We start from the raw sequence: 24,080 nt of genomic DNA, 5'->3' as shown, positions 1-24,080 counted from the left end.
GTGCGACGCCGCCAGCGCGGCGACCTGGAGACGATCCAAATGATAGCCGTTCCCCCGCTTGCCGCAAGCGCCCATCCCGACCAGCAGTTGCGGTCGCTCGTGGGCTATGCGGTGCTGGCGCCGTCCAGCCACAATTCCCAGCCGTGGCGCTTCCTGGTCAACGGCGCCACGATTTCGGTCTGCGCGGACCGCATGCGCGCGTTGCCCGTGGTCGATCCGTTCGATCGCGAGCTGATCATCAGTTGCGGAGCGGCGTTGCTCAATCTGCGCGTCGCGCTCAATCACGCCGGGCTCGCGCACACGATCAGCACGTTTCCTTCCGAAGTCGATCCCGATCTCCTTGCGCTCGTCCGGGTCTGCGACGACGGCTATTCCGATGCGTCGCTCGGTACGCTGTTCGATGCGATTCCGGATCGCGTCACGACGCGCGCGCCGTTCGAATCGACGGCCGTTCCGGACGAGATCCAGCAGGCGTTGATCGCCGCCGGCGTCGCGGAAGGCGCCGACATCGCTTGCGTCGACGCGATCGCGCATCGGGCACACGTGGCCGAGCTCGTCGCGGAAGCCGATCGCCAGCAGTTCGCGGACCCGCGCTTTCGCCGCGAGCTGGCGAGCTGGATCGATCCGCGCCGGCACGTGGACGGCATGCCGGCGTTCGCGGCCGGCGTGCCCGCGTTGCTGGACTTCGCGGCGCCGCTCGTGACGACGGCGGTACGGACCTTCGATCTCGGCAACGGGCTGGCTGCACTGCATCACCAGCTCGTCGGCGCATCGCCATTGATCGTCTGCATCGCGACCGCGCGCGACGATCGCGATGCGTGGCTCGCCGCCGGCCAGGCGCTGGAGCGGATCCTGCTCGTCGCGACGCGCGCGGGGTATACCGCGTCGTACCTGAATCAACCGATCGAGACGGCCGAGCTGCGCGCCCACCTGCGCCACATGCTCGGCCTGCGCGGCGAGCCGCAGTTGCTGCTGCGCGTCGGGCGCGGCCCGCATACGCCGCATTCGCCGCGTCGCCCGCTCGACGAAGTGATCTCGTTCTCCTGATCTCGACGAGGAAACGAACATGAGCATCATGCGTTGCGTCGCGTTCTGCGCGATTGCCGCGACGGCCGGCATGGCCGCCGCGCAGACTGCCGTGCCCGAGCCGACCGAACTCGTCGACGCGCAGCACTGCATGTTCTGCCATACGCCCGACATGACGTTCCTCGGGCCGTCATTCCACGAGATTGCGGATCGGTACCGCAGCGATCCGAATGCCGGCGCGGAACTCGAACGCAAGCTGCGCGTCGGCGGCCGCGTGCACTGGGGCGACACGCCGATGCCGTCCGCGATCGATCGCGGCGGGCCGCTTTCCCCCGACGACGCGCATCGGCTCGTGCAATGGGTGTTGAGCCAGTGACCGTCGCGCGCGCCTTCGACTCGTGTCGACCGTGGTCAAACGCGTGCGCCCCGGCATGACGAACGGCAACGGCGGGCTGCGGCGCGCCCCGCGTCGCGCACGGCGCATCGCCAAACGCCCGAACCGCACCCCGGCCGATGAAGACGCGACGCTGCTGCAACGCGCGGGCATGCGGGGCATCCGGCTGCAACTCGACTACTGGAAGGCCGAAGAGCGTCTGCAGAACGAACGCATCGGCCATGCGGTCGTGATCTACGGCAGCACGCGCATCGTTGCGCCGGCCGTCGCGCATGCGCGGCTGGAGGAAGCGAATCGCCTGCTCGCGGAACGCCCGCACGACTCGGGCCGGCGGCGCGCCGTCACGAGCGCGAGCCGGCTCGTCGAGCACAGCGTGTATTACCGCATCGCGCGCGAGTTCGGGCGCATCGTCGCCCACGCCGATCGATGCACGCGCACCGCGCGGCTCGCGATCGTCACGGGCGGCGGCCCCGGCATCATGGAGGCCGCCAATCGCGGCGCGTACGAGCGCGGCGCGCCGAGCATCGGCTTCAATATCGAGCTGCCGCGGGAACAGGCGCCGAATCCGTACATCACGCCGGATCTCTGCTTCCGGTTTCACTATTTCGCGATCCGCAAGCTGCACCTGCTCGAACGCGCGAAGGCGGCGGTATTTTTCCCGGGCGGCTACGGCACGTTCGACGAACTGTTCGAAGTACTGACGCTGCTGCAGACGCGCAAGATCGCGCCGCTGCCGGTCATTCTCGTCGGCGAAGCATACTGGCGCCGCGCGGTCGACCTGGCGTTTCTCGCGGACGAAGGCATGATCGATCGCCGCGACCTCGCGTTGCTCACGTATTGCGAATCCGCCGCGGAGATCTGGCACGCGATCGGAAGCTGGTATGCGCGACGTCGGGAACGCGCGCCGGCACGCCGCCATGCTTCGTCGAAGGCGCGCGTCGTCTAGCAATCCGCCGACGACATCGGCACGATTCCTACCACGGCTTCGGCAGGGTCGATTGAATCGCACCGTGACGACAACGAGACTGAAAGCACCGAAAACGGTTGTACGATATACCGCTCGCAGGCACAAGGAGAGATGCCATGTCACACGCCCCCTACCGCACCGCCCCGGACAATCCGTCCAACACGCAGGCACGCGCCGCACTCGCTCGCGACGCCGGCATACCCGTGATACTCGACGGACGGATCAAGCGCGAGCGCTACGAAAGCGTGACGGGATCGGTCGCCACGCTCGCCCGCTTCGCCAGGGCCCTGCGGTTGTCGATGCCCGAAGCGGCATGAAGCGGAACGTGGCCGTGCCGTGACGCGGCGCCCGCATCCCGTGCGACGGCATCGCCGCGAACCTTCGACGCCAAGGTCGCGCGCGCACCGCCGTCTCGTCCGCCTACCGGCACCGGCGGCATTCCGATGACCGCGCGTGTGCCGGACCGGGGCCCGACTGCCGCCCGGCTTGCGCCCGGACGACGGACATCGCGATGAATCGCGCCCCGTCCGGACGGATCGCCCGCATGCTCCCCGGCGTGACGCTGCTCGCGAACTACCGGCGCGAGTGGCTTTCGCGCGACCTGTCCGCGGGGATCGCGCTTTCCGCCGTCCTGGTGCCGGTCGGCATGAGCTACGCGCAGGCGGCCGGGTTGCCCGCCATCACGGGGCTCTATGCGTCGATCGCCGCGTTGCTCGCGTATGCGCTGCTCGGGCCGAGCCGGGTCCTCGTCCTCGGCCCGGATTCCGCGCTGGCGGCGCTGATCGCGGGCGCCGTCGTCCCGCTCGCCGGCCATGATCCGCAGCACGCGATCGCGCTTTCCGGCGCGTTGGCGCTGTCTGCCGGCGCGATCTGCATCCTGCTCGGCGCGCTCGGCCTCGGATTCGTCACCGATCTGCTGTCGCGCCCGATCCAGTACGGTTACCTGAACGGCATCGCCATCGCGCTCGCGCTCGGGCGGCTGCCCGAACTGCTCGGCATGCAGGTGTCGGGGAGCAACGTGCTTTCCAGCGTGCCGCACATCGCGCAGGCGCTCGTCGGCGGCCGTTTTTCCACGGCTGCCGGCGTGCTCGGCATCGCCGTCCTTGCGGCGATCTGCCTGATCAAACGCGCGGCACCGCGCTGGCCCGGCGTATTGATCGCCGTGCTGGCGGCAACGCTCGTCGCCCGCCTGGCACCCTGGCACGGGATCGCGACGGTCGGCGCGTTGCCGGCCGGCATGCCCGTCCCGCGCCTGCCGGTCGTTTCGCTGGCCGACGCGAGCGCACTCGCGTCCGGCGCGATCGCCGTGGCGCTGGTGTCGTTCGCCGACATCAGCATGCTGTCGCGCGCGCTTTCCGCGCGTGCGGGCGATACGCCGAACCGCAACCAGGAGCTGATCGCGCTGGGCGCGGCCAACCTGCTCGCCGGCGTGACACAGGGCTGCGCGGTCAGCAGCAGCGCGTCCCGCACGCCGGTCGCGATCGCGGCCGGCGCGCAAAGCCAGGTCACGAATCTCGTCGCGGCCGCGTGCATCGCGATGCTGCTCATGGCCGCGCCGGCGTTGCTGACGTTCGTCCCGCGCACGGCACTGGCCGCTGTCGTGATCTATGCGGCGTTCGGCATCGCCGACGTCCGCAGTGTCGTGCGGTTGTACCGGATGCGCCGCGGAGAATGCCTGATCTCGGTGCTGTGTTTCGCCGGCGTGATCGGCATGGGCGTCGTACCCGGCATCCTGCTCGCCAGCGCGCTGTCGCTGCTGTCGTTCGTCTGGCGGGCCTGGCATCCGTACGACGCGGTGCTGGGCCGGCTGACGGGCGTGCGCGGCTATCACGACATCGCACGGCATCCGGACGCAGCGCAAACGCCCGGACTCGTGCTGTTCCGCTGGGATGCCCCGCTCTTCTACGCGAACGTCGAGATCTTCTGCGAGCATCTGCGCGCGGCGATCGCGCGATCGGCGGGCCCGGTCACGCGCATCGTCGTCGCGGCCGAACCCGTCACCGACATCGACGTCAGCGCGGCGGACCGGCTCGTGGCGCTGCACGCGGAACTCCGGGCGCGCGGCATCGCGGTGAATTTCGCGGAAATGAAGGGGCCGGTGAAGGATCGCCTGCGCGCATACGGCCTGTTCGACGTGTTCGGGCCCGGCAGTTTCTTTCCGACCGTGACCGATGCCGTGGCCCATCACGTTCGGCGGCCGGGCCGACATCCGGGTCGCCATACGCGTGCCTGCAAAAGAAAGCGTGCCCCGCGCCGGCGCGTGTCGCACAAACCGAGATAGAAGAGCGGAGCACGCGTCGCTGCGGCGCTCGCCGCAGCGCGCGACGGTTCAGTCGGTAAAGGTGTTCGACTTCCGCATCTCGATCCATGTCATGCCGGCCCGCAGCCCGTCGACGGCGGCGTCGCGCTCGGTCGCATGGGTCCGGCTGTGCTCGAATGTGCGCTCGCACACGCCATCCGGCGACGCGAGCGTGATGTGGATCCGGCAGCGGAAGCCGCCCGATTCGGCCGCGATCGTCTCGATCGCGACCGACCAGTCCGCTTCGTGAAGTTCGCCTGAAAGTGTCATTCGACCGCCCTCCTGGATCTCCGCGGGCCACGCCTGCGCCGGCCGCCTGCGGGATTCACTCGACCACCAGGTCGTCGACGACGGCACGCACGCCTCGCGCGGACCACGCGGCGCCGCGCACGGCCTTGCGCTCCGAAAACGAGCCGACCTTGCCGGACAGCCGCACCGTGCCGTCGTGCACGTCGATCGCGATGTGCTTCGCCTCGCGCTCCGCGTGACGCATGATCGCGCGCTTGATGTTGCCGCCGATGTCGTCCGCACCGACCGCCCCCTGTACCGCGATGTGGTCGGTCACGCCCGTCACGCTGCGCATCTGCGAGATCGCGCGCACGGCGAGGTGGCTCTGGTACGCCCAGTCGACCTTGCCGGACAGCGTGATCCAGCCGCGTTCGACCTGCACCTTGACCGCGTCATCGTGCAGGCCGACCGTCCAGTGCAGCACCGAACGCACGGCTTTCGCGATGTCCTCGTCGGTACGCACGTCGTCGTCCGGCAGATGCACGGTCATGTCGACGACGAGTGCCTTGACGCCGGACACGCGGTTCGCCGCGCGCTCGATCGCCAGCTTCTCCGCATAGCTCGGCGGGTGACCCGACAGCGTCACGATCCGGTCGGCCACCTCGACGCCGATACGCGTCGCATCGATCGACGGGTCGGATTCCAGTTCTTCCTGAACGTCCTGCTTCAACTGCTTGTCGGTTTTCATCGTCTGCTCTCCTGTGAGCCGCGGCGTGCCTGTCCGCCGCACGCAGCCAGATTGGCACACGCGCGGCCCCGGCCCGCTGATACAGGTCAACGGATGCCTCGCGCCGTCCCGCACCGCCAGTCGATGCGTCGCTTGACGAAGGTCAACCCGATGCGGCGCGACCGTCCTATCGTGAGATCGCCGATGCGCGACGTTCCAGGCACGCGCAACCACGCTTCAAGGAGACTCGCATGACCGAACAGCAATTGCTGGCCTATTCGCCGGCACCCGCGGCGCAGCCCGCGTCGCCCCAGGGCGAGTCGCCGGCGATCGTCGACTTGCCGCGCCCGATGCTCGACAGCGACGTGTCGCTGATGGCCGCGCTCGCGAGCCGAACGAGCTCCCGCGAATTCGCTGCCACGCCGCTCCCGCCCGCGACGCTCGGTACGATGCTGTGGGCGGCGGACGGCATCAACCGGCCGGCGAGCGGCGGTCGCACCGCGCCGTCCGCGCACGCATTCAATGAAATCGACCTCTACGTCGCGCTGCCGTACGGGGTCTACCGATACGACGCAGCCGCGCATCGGCTCGTGCTCAAGCATGCGGTCGATGCGCGCAACCTGACCGGCTATCAGGACTTCGTCGGACGCGCCCCGCTGGATCTCGTCTACGTCGTCCGGACGGCCGCGATACTCGACATGCCGCAGCAACAGCGCGACGTGTTCTCTGCCATCGCGGCCGGCGCCATCGCGCAGAACGTGTCGCTGTACTGCGCGGCGGCCGGCCTCGGCACCGTCGTGCGCGGCTGGATCAATCACCGTGCGCTCGCCGACGCGCTACGACTGAACGAGGACGAGTTGCCGATCCTCGCCCAGACGGTCGGCTATCGGGCCGGCACGACGGCGCCGCACGCGTGAGCGAACCCGCGTCGGCATCCATGAAAACGGCGCGCGGATCGCTCCGCGCGCCGGCTCCTCCCGACGGGCGATGCGTGCCTGCATCGCCCGTTGCCCGTCATCCGCTCAACTGATCGCCAGCTTCTTCTGCCCGACCGGCGCCTTCTTCGGCAATGTCAGCGACAGCACGCCATCCAGATAGGTCGCCGTCGCGTTCGCGTCGTCGATTTCGGCGGAAAGGGAAAACGACCGGCTGATCGCACCGCTGTAGCGTTCGCGCCGAATCACCCGCTCGCCGTCCTTCTGTTCGCGGTTGCGCTCGACCTTTGCGTTGATCGATACGGTCGAGCCCTTGACTTCGATGTCGATGTCCTCCTTCGCAACGCCGGGCAGTTCCGCATTGACCTTGTAGGCGTCGTCACTTTCCGTCACGTCGATCTTCATCGACTCGAGATCCGGCTGGTCGGCCAGCGCCATGCCGCGCAGCGGCCTGAACAACCCCTGAAACAGGTCGGACACGGGTTCGATCGAAAACGGGTCGTAACGCGTCATGTTGCTCATGATTCGCACTCCTCATACAGATGACATGCGGCCGCCGCTTTCGTCCCGACAGCATGGGCCGCAATGGAGATCGGATGGCGCGGCACCGCATGCCGCGCAAGGGACGAATGATCTTTCGAAGTCCAGCGTACCTGCCCGCACCAGTACGTGCTTGATGCGGGTCAAAGGCGACAGCCGATTACGTACAGAACCGGAAATAACCGCTATGAAGCAGGATCGGCCGCCCGCCGACTTCCTCGAGCAGGCAGCGTGCCGCCCGCTCGATGGCGGGACGATGTCGTGCAAAGGCGTCGACGAGATCCTGCTCGCGGGGCGATGCCGCACGGAAGTGGTCTTCCAGCGCCTCCGCGGTGATCGCGCATCGCACGCGGCGGCCTTCGACGAGCGCCGGAAAGGCCAGCGCCAGGTCCAGGCCGCAGTACGTCGGATGTTCGACGGGAAAGGATATCTGCATGACGGTCACCCTGCGGCGCGACGCTAGGCCGCCGCCACGGCGGCAGGCGCGGCATCGTGACTGCGCACGAGCAGTACCGGACAACTCGATCCGCGCAGGAAGCGTTCGGCGACACTGCCGAGGAGCAGCCGCCGCACACCGCGTCGTCCGTGCGTTCCGATCACGGCCAGATCGATCGAACGATCCGCGACATAGCGCTGCAGCCGCTCGGCGATATCCTGACCGAGTTCGGTTTCGACGATTTCCGTCTCGCCGTTGACTGCCGCATGCGAGATGGTTCGTTCCGCGTTTCGCAGAACCGCCGCGCCGTCCCGCCGGACTTCGTCGAGCAGCGCGTCCGGGTCCAGTCGCCCGGCATACGTGATCAGCAACGACTTGTCGACGACGAAAACGGCGAACAGGCGCGCGCCGCACGATCCGGCCATCTTCAAGCCTTCGTCGAGCGCCCGGTTCGATGAAGGACTACCGTCCACGGCGACCATGATGTTCGTGTACATACCGACCTCGCTGGATGATCCGACGCGCCGGCGGCGTCCGGATATGTTTTCATCATCGGCGCGCGCGGGAAACCGGCGTTGACGGAAGTCAATGGTTTGAAAACGCAATGAAACCGGCCCTGGGGCGAGACGAGAGCGCCGGGTTATCGAGGCTCAACCGGTTGCGTCGGCGTTTCCGGTGCATGCGGCGGCTTCCCATACGACTGGAAGCCTTGTTCGATCTCGATGATTTTCATCGCGCACGCATCGTATTGCCAGCCCGGGCCGCCATCGCTGTCATACATGCCCTTGCACATGGCCTTGAGCCGGATCACCGCGCCGCCGTCGCCCGACGCCACGCGAGACGCCCACAGATAGACTTCCCCGGCGAGATACGGTTGTGCTGTTTCGATCCGGTCTGCACCGAAGCGCGTGATGCGGGTCGACGAATGCGCTTCGACGTAGCGGCGTGCGAGCTTCCACGCACGGTCGCATCCGGATGGCGTCGAACACTGCAGCGCCGCAGCCTGCCGTGCCGCGAGCAAGCGCGTTTCAGTCGACCTGAATGTCGCGCCCTGCCCGACTCCGGCACATGCCCCCAGCACGAGCAGGGCGCTCGCAGCCAACACCCGTTGTTTCATCGCCAATGCCTCGCAGAGCCATGAGGTCCGCCTGCAGTCCGGCAGCACGATCGCGCCCGACGTCATTCCGGCCATGTCGTGACGACCCGTGCCGCCCGCGTTGCGCAAGCGTCCGAATCGACTGTATCGCCGGCCTGCCGAATGCGGTTGTCCTGCGTCAATCGCGCGCCGATTGCCGAGTCACGCCGGCATGCCGGCGTGACCGTCCACATCCCCGCCTCCCGGCCGGCCCGCCGACACGCTCCTTGATCACGATCAATCGTCGACAGGATGCGCCGCAGTAAAAATTGGCCGTGGCCTTTTCCCGCGACCCGGCTCCGGACTGCACCGACCCGTGCACGGGCGCCCTCCAACACCGACAACAACCGATGAACACCGCATCGATCGGCAGTGTCTCCAGCCCGCAGCTTCCCGGACGCGTCGTCGCGGTGCGCGGCGCAGTCGTCGATCTCGCGTTCGCGGCGGGCTCGTTGCCGCCGGTGGACACCGCGATCTCGATCGAAGTCGACGGCGGCAGTGCGATCGTTGCGGAAGTACAAGCCCACCTCGATGAGCAGACCGTCCGCGCACTGGCGATGCAGTCGACCAGCGGATTGCCGAGAGGCGCATCGGCGCAGGCGTCCTGTCGGCCGATCTCGGTTCCGGTCGGCAACGCCGTACTCGGACGCCTGATCGACGTGATGGGCGCGCCGGGCGACCGGGGCGAACCGCTGCCGGCCGACGTCCAGCGCCGCCCCATCCATCAACCGCCGCCGGCGTTGTCCTCACAGGACAGCGCAACCGGCATCTTCGCGACGGGCATCAAGGTCGTCGATCTCCTCGCCCCGCTCGCCCGGGGCGGCAAAGCGGCGATGTTCGGCGGCGCCGGCGTGGGCAAGACCGTGCTCGTCATGGAGCTGATTCACGCGATGGTCGAGCGCTACAACGGAATATCGGTGTTCGCCGGTGTCGGGGAGCGCTCGCGAGAAGGCCACGAACTGCTGATGGACATGCAGCATTCCGGTGTGCTGCCGAAAACCGTGCTCGTGTACGGCCAGATGAACGAACCCCCGGGCGCCCGCTGGCGCGTTCCGCTGACGGCCCTGACCGTCGCCGAGCACTTTCGCGACGAACAGCGCCAGAACGTGCTGCTCCTGATGGACAACGTATTCCGCTTCGTCCAGGCCGGCGCCGAAGTGTCGGGCTTGCTCGGCCGGCTCCCGTCACGCGTCGGCTATCAGCCGACCCTGGCAAGCGAAGTGGCGGCGTTGCAGGAGCGCATCGTGTCCGTCGGCGGCGTCTCGATCACGGCGATCGAGGCCGTCTACGTTCCGGCGGACGATTTCACGGACCCTGCCGTCACGACCATCGCCGCGCACGTCGACAGCATGGTCGTCCTGTCGCGCACGATGGCCGCCGAAGGCATGTATCCGGCGATCGATCCGATCACGTCGTCATCGATCCTGCTCGATCCGCTGGTGGTCGGCGCCGAACACGTTCAGGTCGCGACCGACGTGCGGCGCACGATCGAGCACTACCGCGAGCTGCAGGATGTCATCTCGCTGCTCGGCATCGAGGAGCTGGGCGCGGACGACCGCCTGATCGTCGGCCGGGCCCGCCGTCTGCAGCGGTTTCTGACCCAGCCGTTCGCCGTCACCGAAGCGTTCACGGGGGTGCCGGGCCGCTCGGTCGCGGTCGACGACACCGTCGCGGGATGCCGCGCCATTCTCGACGGCGAATGCGACGCATGGCGGGAACAATCGCTGTACATGATCGGGACGCTCGACGAAGCCCGCGAGCGGGAGCGGGCAACATCATGAGCACGGTGCTTCACCTGAGCATCGCGACGCCCGCCGGGATGCTGGTCGATACGCCGGAGGTCGTCGCCTTCCGTGCGGAGGACGCAACCGGCAGTTTCGGTGTGCTGCCCGGGCATACGGATTTTCTGACCGTGCTGTCGCCCTGTGTCATGCGTTGGCGCACCGCAGACGGCACGCGCAGGTTCTGTGCGGTAAGCGGCGGCGTGTTGCGGATCGTCAACGGCAAGGACATCCGTATCGCGTGCCGTGACGGCGAACTCGGCGATGCGCTCGAGACGCTGGAAACACGCGTCCGTGAAACGCGCGCGGCGCGTCTCGATGCGGCGCGTAGAGTGCGGGTCGAGCAAACGCGCCTCAATACCCAGGCCATTCGGCAGATCCTGAAGTATCTGCGCCCCGGCACGGCGGACGCGGCCGGACGTGCGGACGGGACAAACGAGGGGGGCCGGCCATGAGCGGTAAGCCCCGAAGAAGGAATTCGCCTGCGCGGCCCGGGCCGGAGGCGAAAACGCGGGAGCCCGACGCACCGGTGCTCGAAGAGACCGCGCAACGCGCCGTCCGGCGAGACAGGCAGGCACGCGACGTGCCGGAGCCGACACTGGGCGCCAGACTCGGGCAGATCGGCATGCTTGGCTGGATGATCGTGATTCCGGCCTTGCTGGCGTTATGGCTGGGGCATTGGCTCGACCGGCACTTTCATACCGGCGTGTTCTTCTCCGCGCCGCTGCTGATGCTGGGCGCGGCGTTCGGTCTGTGGTCCGCATGGCGCTGGATGCATCGCCAGGGTCCAGGGAGCTGATACATGATGCCGATCCAGACGTTGTCGATTCCCCTCCAGGCTGCCGCGGGCGGCATAACCGGCGGCGTCATCGGCCTGGCCTATTTCGCATCGCTACTCGCCAGCGCCCGCTGGTATGTGCGCAATGCATTCGGCATCGCCACCATCGTGCATCTCGTTCGTTTCGGCATGCTCGCCCTGGTGCTGTTCGGCCTCGCGCACATTGGAGCCGCCGCGTTGCTGAGCGGCCTCGCCGGCATCATGCTCGCTCGCCGCGTGATGATCCGGTCGCCGGGAGGCGCGTCATGATGCATTCCCCCCTCGTGACCGAACCGCTGTTTCACATCGGGGCAGTGCCCGTCTCGACGCCGGTGGCAATCACCTGGGCGCTGATGACGCTCATTGCCGTCGCCTCGATAACGTTGCGCCGGCAACTGTCGCTGACCCCGGGCAAACTCCAGACGGCGGCCGAGTTGTTCGTCTCGACGCTCGACAGCCAGCTGCAGGACACGATGCAGGTTGAACCCGCGCGCTGCCGGGCGTTGCTCGGGACGTTGTTCCTGTTCATCCTGGCTTGCAACTGGTCCGGCCTGATCCCGGGTGTCGAGCCTCCTACCGCCCATCTTGAAACCGACGCCGCCCTCGCCGGTGTCGTCTTCGTGTCGACGGTGCTCTACGGCATCCGCGAACGCGGGCTCGCCCGATATCTCGCATCGTTCGCACAACCGACCTGGATCATGATTCCGCTGAATCTGGTCGAGCAGATAACCCGGACCTTTTCACTGATCGTGCGCCTGTTCGGCAACGTCATGAGCGGCGTGTTCGTGATCGGCATCGTACTGTCGCTCGCGGGCCTGCTGGTTCCGATTCCGCTCATGGCGCTCGACCTGCTGACGGGCACGGTTCAGGCGTACATCTTCACCGTACTCGCAGCAGTGTTCATCGGCGCCGCGCTCGGCGGCGAAGGCGCGCCCGCATCACATCCACGGCAAGGAGCATCATGAACGACTGGATTCAACTGGCAAGCATCGCCGCGGCCGCCATCGCCGTTTCCTTCGGCGCAATCGGCCCCGCGCTGGCCGAGGGCCGCGCCGTCGCTGCCGCGATGGACGCATTGGCGCGCCAGCCGGAATCGGCCGGCACGATTTCGCGAACGTTGTTCGTCGGCCTGGCGATGATCGAAACCATGGCGATCTATTGTCTCGTGATCGCCCTGCTCGTTCTGTTCGCCAATCCGTTTACCCGGTAGGCCGTCGCCATGCGAATCGACTGGTGGACATTCGCCTTCCAGACGATCAACGTCCTCGTTCTGGTCTGGCTGCTGTCGCGCTTTCTGTTCAAGCCGGTCGCGAAGATCATCGCGGATCGTCAGCAGGCCGCGGCGCGGCTGATGCAGGATGCAGCGGCCGCCCGCGATGCGGCGCAGCAGGATCGCGACCGGGCGGCCAACGACCTTGCCGCACAGGACGCCACGCGCCTGGAGCGAATGCGTGCAGCCGCGGCCGAGGCCGAGCGCGTCAAGGCATCGCTGCTCGCCGACGCCCGCGCCCAGGCCGATACGCTGAGAGGCGCCGGCGAGGCTGCAGTCGCAGCGATGCAGCAAGACGCACGGCGGGCCAACGCGGCACGGGCCAGCCGGTTTGCGATCGACATCGCGGCCCGGTTGCTCGGGACACTCCCGGCCAGCTCGCTGGTGGAAGGCTTCATCGAGCCGCTCGCCGAAGCCGTCCGGGCACTGCCTGCGGAGGATCGCGCACGCCTCGGCCGCGACGGCGAAATGCTTCGCCTGATCGCCCCGCGTACGTTGAGCGACGACGAGCTGGCCCGGTGCCGCTCGACGCTCGCAACGGCGTTGGGACACGACATGCCGCTGCACGCGGACGTCGATCCTGCCTTGATTGCAGGACTCGAACTTGTCGCGCCGCACGTCATCGTGCGAAACAGCTTTCGGCATAGCCTGGCATCCCTGACAAGCGACCTCATTTCCCATGGCGACGAACGAAACGCGTGACGGCCCCGACGACGCGTGGCTGACGGACGGAAGAGCCGTGCTGGCGGCGCTGAATCTCGCACCGCGGGCGGAATCCGTCGGGCGCGTCGAGCACATCGCCGACGGCATTGCACGGGTGAGCGGCCTTCCGCACGTTCGCCTGAACGAGCTGCTGCGGTTCGACGGAGGACGGTTCGGCTTCGCGCTCAAGCTGGACGTCGACACGCTCGATTGCGTGTTGCTCGACGACGGGAGCGGCATTTCCGCCGGTACATGCGTCTCGGGCACCGGCCGCGTCGTCGAAGTGCCGGTTGGCCCGAACCTGCTCGGGCGCGTCGTCGATCCGCTCGGGAGGCCGCTCGATCGCGGCCAGCCGCCGAAATGTCCGTCGTCGCTTCCGATCGAACGCGCCGCGCCGTCGATCATCGAACGCGCCGCGGTCGCTCAACCGGTCGAAACGGGCATCCTCCTGATCGATGCGCTGTTCGCGATCGGCCGCGGACAGCGCGAGCTGATCATCGGCGACCGGGCAACGGGCAAGACGTCCATCGCGGTCGACGCGATCGTCAACCAGAAGCATTCCGACATGATCTGCGTGTACGTGGCGATCGGCCAGCGGGCCACGGCAGTCGAACGCGTGATCGATGCGGTTCGACAGCACGGCGCACCGGAACGCTGTATCTTCGTCGTCGCATCGGCGGCCGATCCGCCCGGCCTGCAATGGATCGCGCCGTTTGCCGCGTTCAGCATCGCGGAATACTTCCGGGATCGGGGCGAGCACGCGCTCGTGGTCATCGACGATCTCGCCAAGCACGCCGCAACCCATCGCGAGCTGGCGTTGCTGGCACGCGATCCGCCCGGGCGAGAGGCCTATCCGGGCGATATCTTCTATCTGCATGCCCGCCTGCTCGAACGCGCCGCCAAGCTGTCCGCGGAGCGCGGCGGCGGTTCGTTGACCGCGCTGCCCATTGCGGAAACCGACGCGGGGAATCTCGCCGCGTACATTCCGACCAATCTGATCTCGATTACCGACGGGCAGATCGTGCTCGACACCCACCTGTTCGCCGCCAACCAGCGCCCGGCTATCGACGTCGGACTCAGCATCAGCCGGGTGGGCGGAAAGGCCCAGTTGCCGGCACTGAGAGCCGCATCGGGAAGGTTGCGACTCGATTACGCGCAGTTTCTCGAGCTCGAGATGTTCACGCGCTTCGGCGGGCTCAGCGATACGAGAATCAAGGCCCAGATCGCGCGTGGGGAACGCATTCGCGCATTGATTGCGCAACCGCGATTCGCGCCGCTACGCCCGATCGGCGAGATCGCGTTGCTGTTTGCGCTGGCCGACGGCGTATTCGATGCGTGCGCACCGTCGGCGATCGCCGCGGTGCGAGCCGCCCTTCCCGCCCGCCTCGATTCGACCGGCATCGCGACAAGGCTCGAGCCGATGCTCACTGCCGGCGACGACGTGTCACCCGATGACCGCACGGCGCTCGTTCGAATCGTCCGCGAGCTCGTGCCGCAGTCCGCGCCAATCCGGAGCGCCCAATGAGCAACAGGCTCGGAGATGTCCAGAACCGGCTGGGTACGGTCCGCGAACTGGAATCCGTGGTGAGCGCGATGCGCGGCATCGCGGCGACACGAACGCGAGAAGCACTCGCACGCCTGCCGGGCATCCGCGCATGCGCCGATCTGATCGGCCTTGCGATCGCCGACGCGATGAGCATTGCGGTGCGAGAGCCGCAGGAGAGCCCGGGATCGCCGCTGCCGGGCGACACCCATGTCTATATCGTTATCGGCGCGGAACACGGCTTCGTCGGCACGTACAACCAACGTGTGTTTCAGGCGATCCGCCCGCCGGCGACCGGCGCAGTCGAGTACTTCGTCATCGGCGATCGCGCGAGAATTGCAGCCGACGCACTCAATCTGCCCGTCGCGTGGTCGTCGGAGATGATCGTTCACGCCGACGCCGTGTCCGATCTTGCAGCGAAAATCATCGACACGCTGTACGTCCGTTTGCGGCACGGAAACGCCTCGCATGTCACGCTCGTGTACGGCGCGCCGCAAGCGATCGGCGAATCGGCTATCCAGGCCACCTCGCTGCTGCCCTTCGATTTCCGGCGATTCGCGCCGGCCACGCGCCCTTTCCCGCCAGTCGTCACGCTCCCGGTCCGGCAACTGCAGGAAAGCCTGGCCGAGGAATATGTCTACACGCAGGTTTGCGAAGCCATCATCCTGTCGTTCGCCGCGGAGAACGAAGCGCGCATGCGCGCGATGATCGCGGCGAAACGCAATATCGACGACACGGCACAGCGACTGAACCGGGACTATCACCGTTTGAGGCAGGAGCAGATCACTGCCGAGATCGTTGAACTATCGACCGTCGACGGGAGCTTCGCCTCATGATTCGCCGCGGGATCGCGATGGCCTGTTCGAGCTCGCTCGTCGACCACTGAAAAACAACGACGACATCGAGACCTTTACGTTTCTGCCCGATCGGCTACCTTGGCTGACCCTGGAACCAGGCCTCGAAGATCATCGGTGGTCAGCGGGAAAATAGCGTGTCGACAACGCTTCGTACAGCGGCGGCGCAAAGAATCGCGACACGCGGCTGGCGATCAGCGCCGTGGCCATCAACGAAATGACCAGGGCGTGGCCGTTGATCATCTCGATGACGATCACGAACGCCGTGATCGGGCTCTGCGTCACCGCGGCCAGATAGCCGACCATCCCGAGCGCGATCAGCATCTGCAGTTGCATTCCCGAGAACAGGATATGCAGCGTGTTGCCGATCCCTGCGCCGATCGCGAGCGACGGGGCAAACAGGCCGCCCGGCGCGCCGGGCAGGTACGAGCCGATCATCGAAACCATCTTGAACACCGGGTACAGGACGCTCACGTCCGTGTGGCTTTCGAGCATGCCGCGGGCTTCTGCGTATCCGCTGCCGAACGTATGGCCGTGCGTCGCAACGCCGACGACCGCGACGACCAGCCCGCACGCTGCCCCGAACAGCACGGGCTGACCGGCACGAAAATCCTGAAGCCCGCGCGGCATCCAGCGTCGCGTGTTGAGCAACAACCAGCAGAAGATTCCGCCCATGACGCCCGCGATCGCGCCGATGAGCACGACCGCAAGCGCCAGCGACTGGGGCAGGCGCGCCCCGACGTCGATCGTGCCGAAATAAACGTAGTTGCCCTGAATGCCGAGCGACACGATACCGGCGAAGATGATCGCCGTGATCAGCACGCCACTCGTTCGTTGTTCGAAGCTTCTCGTGAGTTCCTCAATCGCGAACACGACACCGGCGAGCGGTGCATTGAACGCGGCGGAAAGGCCTGCTGCCGCGCCCGCAAGGGCCAGCCGGTGCTCGAGCACGCCGGGGCGAATCGCACGAAACCGCTTCGGATAGAACTTCCGCAGGTTGAACATGAGCGCGGCGCCGACGTGAATCGTCGGGCCTTCGCGACCGATCGTGAACCCGCCGAGAATGGCCAGGAACGAGACGAGTATCTTCCCGATCAGGATCCGGAACTTGAGCAACCGCGCGGCCGTGTTGCCTGGGGCATGCAGCATGGCAATCACCTGTGGAATGCCGCTTCCCTCCGCGCCGTCGAAGAACCGCCGCGTCAGCCAGACCGTAACCGCACCGATCAGCGGCGTGACGATCAGCGGCAACCATGCGTGTCGGGCCGCGTAGCCCAGAAACACCGCATAGCCGAAATCGATCAGCTTCGCGTAAAGCACCGCTACGAGGCCGACCGCCACCGCACCCAGCCAGAACACGCCATAGTGAAGCCACAGACGCCGCGCATGCAGCAGCGCGCGTCGATCCGCGAGCGCGGAAATGCGGCTCATCGGTCTCCCCCTACCCACTCGTCAGTCTTTTGCATTTTCAAGCGATGTCCGGATCGTTCAGGTTCGCTGCTGCGGCGGCATTCATGCTGAGATGCTGAGTGCGATCGCCAGCCATACCGCAACCACGCCGGCACACATCAGAAACACCCTGTTCGGGCCGCCTTGCTTCGGCAGCCAGCCGAACGCGATGCCGCCGAGCGCGAGCCCGATCGGCTGCGTGGTGTCGTAGACGCCCGTGGCCCGACAACGGACAAAAAAAACCGGCTGGACAGCCGGGTTCAAGAAGCTCGCCCCGGCCTTTCATATCGTATCGGAACGACCGGACGTCGAGCGACGTGAGCTGCGGAAGCACATCCGAATTCATGATTCCGCAGAATTTTCGCATCGTAACATGGCAACTAGTCACGATGTGACATTTCTCCCGATCTGATAGCGGTGATCGCTTTGACGATCCATGTGACCGGGAAAATCTTTCGAATCGCCCTTCAGTTCATTTACGAAACTCCGTCGCCCGTCACAATGGAGCAGCGCCGTTCACTGTGCGTCCGGCAGCGGCGCCGACGCTCGCTCCAACACTTCCGTCCATTCATCGCTATGCAGGGCCACCGCAAGGCGCCGACGCAAACCGGCCAGTTCGACGCCGAGTTGCATGCTGCCCCGTTGCCGGCATGCGCTTCACCCGGCGCGATCGCGATGAAATTGCGTTGCGCGAGCGCGCCGCGCGTCACCGACGGATGATCGTGCGAGATGGCCCGGCGCATGCGACGACGATGATTCCGGCGTCACGCCGGAGCGTGCCTTTCAGATTGACGCTCGAGGTCGTGCTCATATGCCGCGCCTTGCAAACGCCCTCCCCTTGTGGCGTGCGCGTTCGTTCTCCCGCGCTGCCCGTTATTGCGACAACCGGCAGGTATCGGCCGTCGCGGCGAATCCGCGCACGTCGTTGTCGCGCGTTCAGTTGATATCGGTGACGTCCTGGAAAGCCCAGCCGAACGACTGGATTTCCGACTTGTGCAACGCCGCGACCTTGCGCAAGCAATCCGCCCCTTTTTCCGTCAGATGGATCTCCACTTGCCGTCGATCCTGCTCGCTCGTCTGGCGCCGGACGAGCCCTGCTGCTTCACAGCGTGTGACGAGCGCAACCGTGCCGTGCGAGGATGCCTGCAACCGCTCGGCAATCTCGCCGACTGTCGCCCACGAGCGGTCCGGAAACGCACAGGTGTGCAGCATCAGCATGTATTGCAACGGTGTCAGCCCCTCGGCACGCAGGATTTCCTCCGAGAAACGCAGAAATCGCCGCAGCCGGTAGCGAAATTCGGATAGCTGCTCGAGGTCGTGTTTCGTGGCGCTTGCGCCGGCCTTTCGATTGCTTGCCGCCATCACGAACTCCGGGAACACCGGGAGTTTTCTGGAATCATGTCATCACGTGACCTAAAATACAGGCACGCGTGACGGGTAGAGCAAAGTGCTTTCATCAGTTGCTACTCCGATTGCTGCGTGGATTGATCCGATCAACCTGAATCAGTGAGGAGAAGTGGACGGCATTTCGATACCGCTGCTGGTCGCCCTGGCCATCGTACAGCCCGGTCATTCGACAAGCCCACATGCAGGAACGGCCAGCCACGTCGTTGTCCCGGCGCGGAATATACTGCATGTGGGCAATTCGCGGGCGTGGTCAGGCTTCATACCGAACGTCCGCCGGCAGGCGGCAAGCGCGTCGACGTCCACCCCGGTCTACATCCCGAGCGCGACGTATCACCTCGGCGGTCAGGGCGCGCACGCCAGGTTGGCGGGCGACCGGTTCAGGTGGTAACCGACCAACGCCCGGGTGTGCTCGCCGCGGCAGGGTGCCTCGCCTTCGCCACGCGGTTCATGGTCATTCCAGCCATCTGAAGCGTCGCGTCGCTCTGCCGGCGCCGGCGTCGAAGACTACAAAACCCGCAGCATCGAAACGGCCGACCCCGGACATACTCCCTGGAATTGGCTCGACGTCCGCACCAGCGGCGGTACGTCATCGCGTGCGACGCACACGAAACCAAGACGGGCGAAATAGTCCTCCGCCGTCGTTGTGAGGAGCACGAGGGACCGAACGTGCAGCAAACGACACGCGGTGATCGACCGGGCCACGATACGCCGCCCCAAACCAGCGCCGCGCGCATGTTCCGCCACGGCAATCGAGCGCAAAAGTGCGGCGTCGCCATAATGCTCAAAGCCACCGCATCCGCACATCGTCGGGCCTTCCATCGCGACCACGCAATTCCGCACATGGTCGCTCACGCCGACGACGGGCAGACCGCATCGATGCAGCAGGGCTTCAATCGACGTCAGGTCGTTGACCGTGGCGGGACGGATCTCCACTTGTACTCCTTGGACGGGATTCTAGATACGCCGCTGATTCACGCGCTTCGACAGTGCCTCGGCGCTTTCCTTCCGCTCGCTGTACCGGTCGACCAGATAGGGGCCGATATCCCGCGTCAGCAAAGTAAATTTGACCAGCTCCTCCATGACGTCGACAACACGATCGTAATAGGACGACGGCTTCATTCGGCCGGTTTCGTCGAATTCGGCGAACGCCTTGGCGACCGACGACTGGTTAGGGATGGTCAGCATGCGCATCCAGCGCCCCAGCACGCGCATCTGGTTCACGGCGTTGAAAGACTGCGATCCGCCGCTGACTTGCATCACCGCAAGCGTTTTGCCCTGCGTCGGCCGGACTGCGCCGACCGACAGCGGAATCCAGTCGATTTGCGACTTCATGATCCCGGTCATCGCACCGTGCCGTTCCGGCGAGCACCAGACCATCCCTTCCGACCACATCACCTGTTCGCGCAGCTCGACCACCTTCGGATGACTCTCGGGCGCGTCGTCGGGCAGCGGCAGGCCGCTCGGATTGAACACGCGCACCTGCGCACCCATCGCCGTGAGCAGACGTGCGGCTTCCTCGATCAGCAAGCGGCTGAACGAGCGCTCACGGAGCGAGCCGTACAGAAGCAGAAACCGCGGCGGATGTGTCGACGGTGTCGCTGGCCGCAATCGATCGGCATCCGGCACGCGAAACAGCGTCGGGTCGAGTTGCGGCAGGTCTTTCAATTGCTCAGACACGCTTGCCCTCCGATCGATCACGACCTCGCCGTCTTCCTTGGTGAACGGCCCTTTCTGCGGGTTCGGCAGTATGTCCAGGACGGCTTCCGACGGCCGGCAAAGCTTCGTGCCGATCGGCGTGACCACGATGGGTCGATTCATCAGAATCGGATGCTGCCCGATGAAATCGAGCAACTGCGCATCGGTCCACTTCGGATCGCCAAGGCCGAGTTCCGCATAAGGCGTGCCCTTCTCGCGCAGCACCTCGCGTACGGTCAGGCCCGCGTCGGCCAGCAGCTTGACTAGCGTTTCACGCGACGGCGGCGTCTCGAGGTACTCGATAACGATCGGCTCTTCGCCGCTGTTACGAATCAGCGCCAGCGTATTGCGCGACGTGCCGCAGCCGGGGTTGTGGTAAATCGTGATGGCAGTCATGTCGAGCGTCCTGTGTTCTGATCAAGCGCGGCACTCGTACCAGCGCTTCGACTGGTTCACGATACGCACCACCAGCAGCATGACCGGCACTTCGATCAGCACGCCGACGACAGTGGCCAGCGCCGCGCCGGAATGGAAACCGAACAGGCTGATCGCGGCCGCGACGGCCAGTTCGAAGAAGTTCGACGCGCCGATCAGCGCCGACGGGCATGCGATGTTGTGCTTCTCGCCGACCGCGCGGTTGAGCCAGTAGGCCAGCGCCGAATTAAAGAACACCTGGATCAGGATCGGCACCGCGAGCAGCGCGATCACCAGCGGCTGCTTCAGGATCGCTTCGCCCTGGAACGCGAACAGCAACACGAGCGTGGCGAGCAGCGCGGCGATCGACCACGGGCCGATCTTCGCCATTGCCGCATCGAACGCCGCCTGCCCCTTCGCGAGCAACACCTTGCGCCAGATCTGCGCGAGGATCACCGGAATCACGATGTAGAGCACGACCGACGTGAGCAGCGTCGCCCACGGCACCGAGATCGCCGACATCCCCAACAGCAGCCCGACCAGCGGCGCGAATGCGATCACCATGATGCTGTCGTTCAGCGCGACCTGCGACAACGTGAACAGCGGATCGCCTCCCGTCAGCCGGCTCCAGACGAACACCATCGCCGTGCAAGGCGCGGCCGCCAGCAGGATCAGCCCTGCGATGTAGCTGTCGAGCTGGTCCGCCGGCAGCAACGGCGCAAACAGGTGGCGGACGAACAGCCAGCCGAGGAACGCCATCGAGAACGGCTTGACGAGCCAGTTCACGATGAGCGTGACGCCGATGCCTTTGACGTGCTGACGCACTTCATGCAATGCACCGAAGTCGACCTTGACCAGCATCGGGATGATCATCACCCAGATCAACAGCCCGACCGGCAGATTGACCTGTGCGTACTCCATCCGGCCGATCTGCCGGAACAGGCCGGGCAGCACCTGGCCGAGCGCGATCCCGGCGACGATGCACAACGCGACCCAAACGCTCAGGTAGCGCTCGAAGAAGTTGATGGCGGATTTCGCGGCTGCGGCGGCCGTGGCCGGCGACGTCACGTTGGGTCTATTCATTTGACAGTGTTCATTCCCGAAGTCGTTGGCGGCCGTGCTTTTCGCGCGGGCCGTCCAGTGCACGGTCAGTTCTGCGAAATTTCGATCAGCGCTGCCTGGAGTTCGGCATGACTCATGCGGTCGAGCGGCAGCGCCAGCAACTGCAGCATCCGATAGCCGACCGCTTGCCGCGTCAGTTCGAACGCGAGACGCTTGCCTTCGTCGCCGCCCGCCGCATTCGACGGATCGGCATAGCCCCAGTGAACCTTGACGGGACTCCCGGGCCAGTACGGACAGGTCTCGGATGCCGCGCTGTCGCACACCGTCACGACGACGCGCATTTCAGGCGCAGCGTCGCCGACGAATTCGTCCCAGCTCTTGCTGCGATAGCCGCTGACGTCCACGCCGGCGTTCGTCAGTGCTTCCAGCGCAAACGGATTGAGACGGCCGCTCGGCGCGCTGCCGGCACTGTAGGCACGCACGTCCCGGCCGAGTTTCCCGGCCCAGTGATTGAGCATGCCCTCGGCAAGCACGCTGCGGGCCGAGTTGTGGGTGCAGAGGATCAGGATGTTCGTCGTCATGGGCGGAGGCACGCGAATGCGCATCAGGATGGGCAGGTGCCCGACGGCGAGCATGCCGACACCGGCGAGCACGGATTGCCGCCGCAACAGTTCTCCGTGAGGTAAGCCAGCAGGCCGTTCATCGTGGCGAAGTTCGCGCAGTAGAAGACGAAGCGGCCTTCCTGGCGGCTGGTGACGAGTTGCGCATGCGCCAGTTCCTTCAGATGAAAGGACAGCGACGACGGCGGCACGTCCAGCAACGTGGCAATCTGCCCGGCCGGCATGCCTTCCGGACCCGCCTGCACGAGTGCGCGGAACACGGCGAGCCGGGACTCGTGTGCGAGTGCCGCAAGGGCGGCAATGGTCTGGTTCGTTTCCATATTTCGATAATAATCGAAATATGGAAACTTTGTAAGCGCCAATCTGTTGATCGGCGGCCGCCAACCGCATCTCGTCACACCCGACAATCTGCCGCGCACGCCGCCCGCGTCTCGGTACCTCTTCCGCGAATGCCCAGGCAGCGATACCGGCATACCGAGCGCACTACGCGCGCCGGTCACGCGTTCACGTCCTCGGCAATCCAGGCGGATTGGTCAGCGACCTGTCGATCGCCTCGGCATCGAGGCTCCAGCGGCCGAGCACCTTACGATAACTGCCATTCTCACAACGTGTCCTCGTCCCCGTCATCGCCGTCACGCCTCCATTTCCACTGCAAACGTTCATCCTCGTTCAGCACATGAAGGCCCGACCATATGGCGTGCGTCACCTCTTTCACTGCACAACCGCGCACGTTCCAACTCTTCCCCTGAAGTTTCTACGTAAAAACTGTCAAACTTTCCGCGCCCACACGCGCACCGCACGTCGGTCGCGCCAGCTTGCAAACTCATCCGCCTATCGATGCGCATCAGACGCTCGGTGTGATTCGCTACCGCAGTCATACAACGCTCGTGTCCCGGTCCGATTTGATCGGCAAGCCAAAGTCCGGACTCACCACGCAACGCTACGAACACTAAAAATCGCGGCGCGAACCGGCGCTCGGCAAACATCGTCGGCTCACCCGCTCGAAGGCCCGTGCCAGTCGGCGCTTCGACAGATTCCACCGCATCCCCACGGAACCCCGCGAACCTCACGAATCGTTTAACTTTCCGTGAGGACTTCGACACCGGCCGCTGCCTACTCTGTGCGCATGTTTTCAGCACCTGCTTTCAGGAGCCCGCCATGCCCACCCGTAGAGATCTGCTGTTCGCCGGCGCCACCGGCCTTGCCGCGCTCGCGGCGCTGTCGTCGATCGGCCGCCGTGCGCTGGTCGGCCGCGCGTTCGCCGCGCCGCCGGCCGCCGGCGCCGAACCCGCCGCCAAGCCAATGGCCGCCCCACGGATGGCCGCCCCGCGGATGGCCGCCCCATTCGAAGTCACCCTCAGCGATGCCGAATGGCGCCGCCGCCTGACGCCAGCCCAATACACGGTGCTGCGCAACGCCGGCACCGAGCCGCCGTACAGCAGCCCGCTGAACGACGAGCACCGCCACGGCATGTTCGCGTGCGCCGGCTGCGGCCTCGCGCTGTTCTCGTCGAGCACCAAATTCGACAGCCACACCGGCTGGCCGAGCTTCTGGAAGCCGCTCGACCACGCGGTCGCGACCGAGGTCGATACGTCGTTCGGGATGGCGCGCACCGAAGTGCACTGCCGCCGCTGCGGCGGCCATCTCGGCCACGTGTTCGACGACGGCCCGCCGCCCACCGGGCTGCGCTACTGCATGAACGGGCTCGCGCTCGTCTTCCACCCGGCCGCCGCCTGAGCCGCCGCCACCTTCCTGAACTGAACGACCGGAGATGCCTCC

29 protein-coding genes and 4 pseudogenes are annotated in these 24,080 nt (G+C 66.2%); 17 read left to right on the top strand and 16 right to left on the bottom strand.

Translation table 11 applies throughout. From position 1 onward, the window contains the following. Positions 1-39 precede the first annotated feature (39 nt). The 5 genes from DCN14_RS32840 to DCN14_RS32820 all read left to right on the top strand — a co-directional run bounded on the left by DCN14_RS32840 (position 40) and on the right by DCN14_RS32820 (position 4,668). Positions 40-1,047, top strand: a complete 1,008-nt coding sequence (locus tag DCN14_RS32840; RefSeq protein ID WP_096506101.1) for a nitroreductase family protein — start codon at positions 40-42, stop codon at positions 1,045-1,047. A 19-nt stretch (positions 1,048-1,066) separates the two neighbouring features. Continuing rightward, the gene (locus tag DCN14_RS32835; protein ID WP_096505888.1) at positions 1,067-1,402 is read left to right on the top strand and encodes a c-type cytochrome; all 336 of its coding nucleotides are present in this window, start codon (positions 1,067-1,069) and stop codon (positions 1,400-1,402) included. 55 nt (positions 1,403-1,457) lie between these two features. Further along, a complete protein-coding gene (locus DCN14_RS32830) occupies positions 1,458-2,366 on the top strand; it encodes a TIGR00730 family Rossman fold protein (protein WP_240327489.1) in 909 nt (302 codons plus the stop codon). A 137-nt stretch (positions 2,367-2,503) separates the two neighbouring features. Next, positions 2,504-2,704: a hypothetical protein gene (locus DCN14_RS32825; protein ID WP_096505886.1), complete on the top strand. Its 201-nt coding sequence runs from the start codon at positions 2,504-2,506 to the stop codon at positions 2,702-2,704. Positions 2,705-2,898: 194 nt separating this feature from the next. Continuing rightward, a complete protein-coding gene (locus DCN14_RS32820) occupies positions 2,899-4,668 on the top strand; it encodes a SulP family inorganic anion transporter (RefSeq protein ID WP_096505884.1) in 1,770 nt (589 codons plus the stop codon). 48 nt (positions 4,669-4,716) lie between these two features. On the opposite strand, the gene DCN14_RS32815 is transcribed toward DCN14_RS32820, so the two are convergent. Next, positions 4,717-4,956, bottom strand: a complete 240-nt coding sequence (locus DCN14_RS32815; RefSeq protein WP_096505882.1) for a hypothetical protein — start codon at positions 4,954-4,956, stop codon at positions 4,717-4,719. 55 nt (positions 4,957-5,011) lie between these two features. After that, positions 5,012-5,662: a BON domain-containing protein gene (locus DCN14_RS32810; protein ID WP_096505880.1), complete on the bottom strand. Its 651-nt coding sequence runs from the start codon at positions 5,660-5,662 to the stop codon at positions 5,012-5,014. A gap of 230 nt (positions 5,663-5,892) precedes the next feature. Here DCN14_RS32810 and DCN14_RS32805 point away from each other — a divergent pair, with 230 nt between their 5' ends. Next, on the top strand, positions 5,893-6,558 hold the full coding sequence (locus tag DCN14_RS32805; protein ID WP_096505878.1) for a nitroreductase family protein: 666 nt from the start codon (positions 5,893-5,895) through the stop codon (positions 6,556-6,558). A 105-nt stretch (positions 6,559-6,663) separates the two neighbouring features. Here the strand turns inward: DCN14_RS32805 and DCN14_RS32800 are convergent, their stop codons facing one another. The 4 genes from DCN14_RS32800 to DCN14_RS32785 form a co-directional block, all read right to left on the bottom strand. Beyond that, positions 6,664-7,098, bottom strand: a complete 435-nt coding sequence (locus DCN14_RS32800) for an Hsp20/alpha crystallin family protein (RefSeq protein ID WP_096505876.1) — start codon at positions 7,096-7,098, stop codon at positions 6,664-6,666. Between the two features lie 178 nt (positions 7,099-7,276). Further along, a complete protein-coding gene (locus DCN14_RS32795) occupies positions 7,277-7,552 on the bottom strand; it encodes a DUF1488 domain-containing protein (protein ID WP_096505874.1) in 276 nt (91 codons plus the stop codon). Positions 7,553-7,575: 23 nt separating this feature from the next. After that, positions 7,576-8,049, bottom strand: a complete 474-nt coding sequence (locus DCN14_RS32790) for a universal stress protein (protein ID WP_096505872.1) — start codon at positions 8,047-8,049, stop codon at positions 7,576-7,578. A gap of 143 nt (positions 8,050-8,192) precedes the next feature. Beyond that, a complete protein-coding gene (locus DCN14_RS32785) occupies positions 8,193-8,735 on the bottom strand; it encodes a hypothetical protein (RefSeq protein ID WP_240327487.1) in 543 nt (180 codons plus the stop codon). A gap of 302 nt (positions 8,736-9,037) precedes the next feature. Here DCN14_RS32785 and atpD point away from each other — a divergent pair, with 302 nt between their 5' ends. From atpD to DCN14_RS32740, 9 genes and pseudogenes are all read left to right on the top strand, one after another. Next, positions 9,038-10,468, top strand: coding sequence for a F0F1 ATP synthase subunit beta (atpD, locus tag DCN14_RS32780; RefSeq protein ID WP_096505870.1), 1,431 nt, complete (start codon positions 9,038-9,040; stop codon positions 10,466-10,468). Beyond that, positions 10,465-10,923 (top strand): F0F1 ATP synthase subunit epsilon, encoded by a 459-nt coding sequence (locus DCN14_RS32775; protein ID WP_096505868.1) that lies wholly within the window; start codon positions 10,465-10,467, stop codon positions 10,921-10,923. The genes atpD and DCN14_RS32775 overlap by 4 nt, the downstream gene beginning before the upstream one ends. 113 nt (positions 10,924-11,036) lie before the next feature. Continuing rightward, positions 11,037-11,267 (top strand): annotated as a pseudogene (locus DCN14_RS32770) (AtpZ/AtpI family protein); the annotation flags it as partial. Between the two features lie 3 nt (positions 11,268-11,270). Continuing rightward, positions 11,271-11,555, top strand: coding sequence for an ATP synthase subunit I (locus DCN14_RS32765; RefSeq protein ID WP_096505864.1), 285 nt, complete (start codon positions 11,271-11,273; stop codon positions 11,553-11,555). Next, complete coding sequence (locus tag DCN14_RS32760; RefSeq protein ID WP_096505862.1) at positions 11,552-12,250, top strand: F0F1 ATP synthase subunit A; 699 nt, start codon at positions 11,552-11,554, stop codon at positions 12,248-12,250. The genes DCN14_RS32765 and DCN14_RS32760 overlap by 4 nt, the downstream gene beginning before the upstream one ends. Beyond that, the gene (locus tag DCN14_RS32755) at positions 12,247-12,495 is read left to right on the top strand and encodes a F0F1 ATP synthase subunit C (protein ID WP_096505860.1); all 249 of its coding nucleotides are present in this window, start codon (positions 12,247-12,249) and stop codon (positions 12,493-12,495) included. The genes DCN14_RS32760 and DCN14_RS32755 overlap by 4 nt, the downstream gene beginning before the upstream one ends. A 9-nt stretch (positions 12,496-12,504) precedes the next feature. Beyond that, on the top strand, positions 12,505-13,257 hold the full coding sequence (locus DCN14_RS32750) for a F0F1 ATP synthase subunit B (RefSeq protein ID WP_096505858.1): 753 nt from the start codon (positions 12,505-12,507) through the stop codon (positions 13,255-13,257). A 19-nt stretch (positions 13,258-13,276) separates the two neighbouring features. Then, complete coding sequence (locus DCN14_RS32745; protein ID WP_240327501.1) at positions 13,277-14,782, top strand: F0F1 ATP synthase subunit alpha; 1,506 nt, start codon at positions 13,277-13,279, stop codon at positions 14,780-14,782. Beyond that, the gene (locus tag DCN14_RS32740; RefSeq protein ID WP_096505854.1) at positions 14,779-15,636 is read left to right on the top strand and encodes a FoF1 ATP synthase subunit gamma; all 858 of its coding nucleotides are present in this window, start codon (positions 14,779-14,781) and stop codon (positions 15,634-15,636) included. Before DCN14_RS32745 ends, DCN14_RS32740 begins: the two co-directional genes overlap by 4 nt. Before the next feature lie 129 nt (positions 15,637-15,765). On the opposite strand, the gene DCN14_RS32735 is transcribed toward DCN14_RS32740, so the two are convergent. Together DCN14_RS32735 and DCN14_RS32730 are read right to left on the bottom strand one after the other, a co-directional pair. Next, positions 15,766-17,085: a chloride channel protein gene (locus DCN14_RS32735; protein ID WP_096505852.1), complete on the bottom strand. Its 1,320-nt coding sequence runs from the start codon at positions 17,083-17,085 to the stop codon at positions 15,766-15,768. 81 nt (positions 17,086-17,166) lie between these two features. Beyond that, positions 17,167-17,325 (bottom strand): annotated as a pseudogene (locus DCN14_RS32730) (MFS transporter); the annotation flags it as partial. A gap of 195 nt (positions 17,326-17,520) precedes the next feature. Here DCN14_RS32730 and DCN14_RS38165 point away from each other — a divergent pair. Further along, entirely contained in the window at positions 17,521-17,823 is a 303-nt protein-coding gene (locus DCN14_RS38165) for a hypothetical protein (RefSeq protein ID WP_143331688.1), read from the top strand. Between the two features lie 216 nt (positions 17,824-18,039). On the opposite strand, the gene DCN14_RS32725 is transcribed toward DCN14_RS38165, so the two are convergent. The 8 genes and pseudogenes from DCN14_RS32725 to DCN14_RS38840 all read right to left on the bottom strand — a co-directional run. After that, positions 18,040-18,465: a MarR family transcriptional regulator gene (locus DCN14_RS32725; protein WP_096506098.1), complete on the bottom strand. Its 426-nt coding sequence runs from the start codon at positions 18,463-18,465 to the stop codon at positions 18,040-18,042. Between the two features lie 549 nt (positions 18,466-19,014). Then, positions 19,015-19,443 (bottom strand): arsenic resistance N-acetyltransferase ArsN2, encoded by a 429-nt coding sequence (gene arsN2, locus DCN14_RS32720; RefSeq protein ID WP_096505850.1) that lies wholly within the window; start codon positions 19,441-19,443, stop codon positions 19,015-19,017. 21 nt (positions 19,444-19,464) lie between these two features. Beyond that, the gene (gene arsH, locus DCN14_RS38850; RefSeq protein WP_240327498.1) at positions 19,465-20,187 is read right to left on the bottom strand and encodes an arsenical resistance protein ArsH; all 723 of its coding nucleotides are present in this window, start codon (positions 20,185-20,187) and stop codon (positions 19,465-19,467) included. 126 nt (positions 20,188-20,313) lie between these two features. Beyond that, positions 20,314-20,601: pseudogene (arsC, locus tag DCN14_RS38845) on the bottom strand (arsenate reductase (glutaredoxin)); the annotation flags it as partial. 21 nt (positions 20,602-20,622) lie between these two features. Beyond that, entirely contained in the window at positions 20,623-21,702 is a 1,080-nt protein-coding gene (gene arsB, locus DCN14_RS32710; protein ID WP_096505846.1) for an ACR3 family arsenite efflux transporter, read from the bottom strand. Positions 21,703-21,767: 65 nt separating this feature from the next. After that, on the bottom strand, positions 21,768-22,262 hold the full coding sequence (locus tag DCN14_RS32705) for an arsenate reductase ArsC (protein WP_096506096.1): 495 nt from the start codon (positions 22,260-22,262) through the stop codon (positions 21,768-21,770). 23 nt (positions 22,263-22,285) lie between these two features. Next, the gene (locus tag DCN14_RS32700) at positions 22,286-22,621 is read right to left on the bottom strand and encodes a metalloregulator ArsR/SmtB family transcription factor (RefSeq protein WP_096505844.1); all 336 of its coding nucleotides are present in this window, start codon (positions 22,619-22,621) and stop codon (positions 22,286-22,288) included. 184 nt (positions 22,622-22,805) lie between these two features. Beyond that, positions 22,806-22,901, bottom strand: a pseudogene (locus DCN14_RS38840) (ABC transporter substrate-binding protein); the annotation flags it as partial. A gap of 558 nt (positions 22,902-23,459) precedes the next feature. Here DCN14_RS38840 and msrB point away from each other — a divergent pair. Then, positions 23,460-24,038, top strand: coding sequence for a peptide-methionine (R)-S-oxide reductase MsrB (gene msrB, locus DCN14_RS32690; protein WP_096505842.1), 579 nt, complete (start codon positions 23,460-23,462; stop codon positions 24,036-24,038). The last annotated feature ends 42 nt before the right edge of the window (positions 24,039-24,080 follow it).

This window comes from Burkholderia sp. IDO3 (genome assembly GCF_003366075.1).
GTDB lineage: Bacteria > Pseudomonadota > Gammaproteobacteria > Burkholderiales > Burkholderiaceae > Burkholderia > Burkholderia anthina.
The sequence above is the reverse complement of the archived record's forward strand: the minus strand, read 5'-3'. Positions and strand labels throughout refer to the sequence as shown.

Bases quoted from the DNA above. Each gene is read 5' to 3' on its own strand.
- DCN14_RS32805 (WP_096505878.1), top strand. From the start codon at position 5,893: ATGACCGAACAGCAATTGCTGGCCTATTCGCCGGCACCCGCGGCGCAG.
- DCN14_RS32840 (WP_096506101.1), top strand. From the start codon at position 40: ATGATAGCCGTTCCCCCGCTTGCCGCAAGCGCCCATCCCGACCAGCAG.
- DCN14_RS32830 (WP_240327489.1), top strand. From the start codon at position 1,458: ATGACGAACGGCAACGGCGGGCTGCGGCGCGCCCCGCGTCGCGCACGG.
- DCN14_RS32820 (WP_096505884.1), top strand. From the start codon at position 2,899: ATGAATCGCGCCCCGTCCGGACGGATCGCCCGCATGCTCCCCGGCGTG.
- DCN14_RS32750 (WP_096505858.1), top strand. From the start codon at position 12,505: ATGCGAATCGACTGGTGGACATTCGCCTTCCAGACGATCAACGTCCTC.
- DCN14_RS32795 (WP_096505874.1), bottom strand. From the start codon at position 7,552: ATGCAGATATCCTTTCCCGTCGAACATCCGACGTACTGCGGCCTGGAC.
- DCN14_RS32775 (WP_096505868.1), top strand. From the start codon at position 10,465: ATGAGCACGGTGCTTCACCTGAGCATCGCGACGCCCGCCGGGATGCTG.
- DCN14_RS32725 (WP_096506098.1), bottom strand. From the start codon at position 18,465: ATGGCGGCAAGCAATCGAAAGGCCGGCGCAAGCGCCACGAAACACGAC.
- DCN14_RS32755 (WP_096505860.1), top strand. From the start codon at position 12,247: ATGAACGACTGGATTCAACTGGCAAGCATCGCCGCGGCCGCCATCGCC.
- DCN14_RS32700 (WP_096505844.1), bottom strand. From the start codon at position 22,621: ATGGAAACGAACCAGACCATTGCCGCCCTTGCGGCACTCGCACACGAG.
- DCN14_RS32760 (WP_096505862.1), top strand. From the start codon at position 11,552: ATGATGCATTCCCCCCTCGTGACCGAACCGCTGTTTCACATCGGGGCA.
- DCN14_RS32815 (WP_096505882.1), bottom strand. From the start codon at position 4,956: ATGACACTTTCAGGCGAACTTCACGAAGCGGACTGGTCGGTCGCGATC.
- DCN14_RS32765 (WP_096505864.1), top strand. From the start codon at position 11,271: ATGATGCCGATCCAGACGTTGTCGATTCCCCTCCAGGCTGCCGCGGGC.
- DCN14_RS32735 (WP_096505852.1), bottom strand. From the start codon at position 17,085: ATGAGCCGCATTTCCGCGCTCGCGGATCGACGCGCGCTGCTGCATGCG.
- DCN14_RS32810 (WP_096505880.1), bottom strand. From the start codon at position 5,662: ATGAAAACCGACAAGCAGTTGAAGCAGGACGTTCAGGAAGAACTGGAA.
- DCN14_RS32785 (WP_240327487.1), bottom strand. From the start codon at position 8,735: ATGACGTCGGGCGCGATCGTGCTGCCGGACTGCAGGCGGACCTCATGG.
- DCN14_RS32835 (WP_096505888.1), top strand. From the start codon at position 1,067: ATGAGCATCATGCGTTGCGTCGCGTTCTGCGCGATTGCCGCGACGGCC.
- DCN14_RS32825 (WP_096505886.1), top strand. From the start codon at position 2,504: ATGTCACACGCCCCCTACCGCACCGCCCCGGACAATCCGTCCAACACG.
- atpD (WP_096505870.1), top strand. From the start codon at position 9,038: ATGAACACCGCATCGATCGGCAGTGTCTCCAGCCCGCAGCTTCCCGGA.
- arsB (WP_096505846.1), bottom strand. From the start codon at position 21,702: ATGAATAGACCCAACGTGACGTCGCCGGCCACGGCCGCCGCAGCCGCG.
- DCN14_RS32790 (WP_096505872.1), bottom strand. From the start codon at position 8,049: ATGTACACGAACATCATGGTCGCCGTGGACGGTAGTCCTTCATCGAAC.
- DCN14_RS32800 (WP_096505876.1), bottom strand. From the start codon at position 7,098: ATGAGCAACATGACGCGTTACGACCCGTTTTCGATCGAACCCGTGTCC.
- DCN14_RS32705 (WP_096506096.1), bottom strand. From the start codon at position 22,262: ATGACGACGAACATCCTGATCCTCTGCACCCACAACTCGGCCCGCAGC.
- DCN14_RS32740 (WP_096505854.1), top strand. From the start codon at position 14,779: ATGAGCAACAGGCTCGGAGATGTCCAGAACCGGCTGGGTACGGTCCGC.
- msrB (WP_096505842.1), top strand. From the start codon at position 23,460: ATGCCCACCCGTAGAGATCTGCTGTTCGCCGGCGCCACCGGCCTTGCC.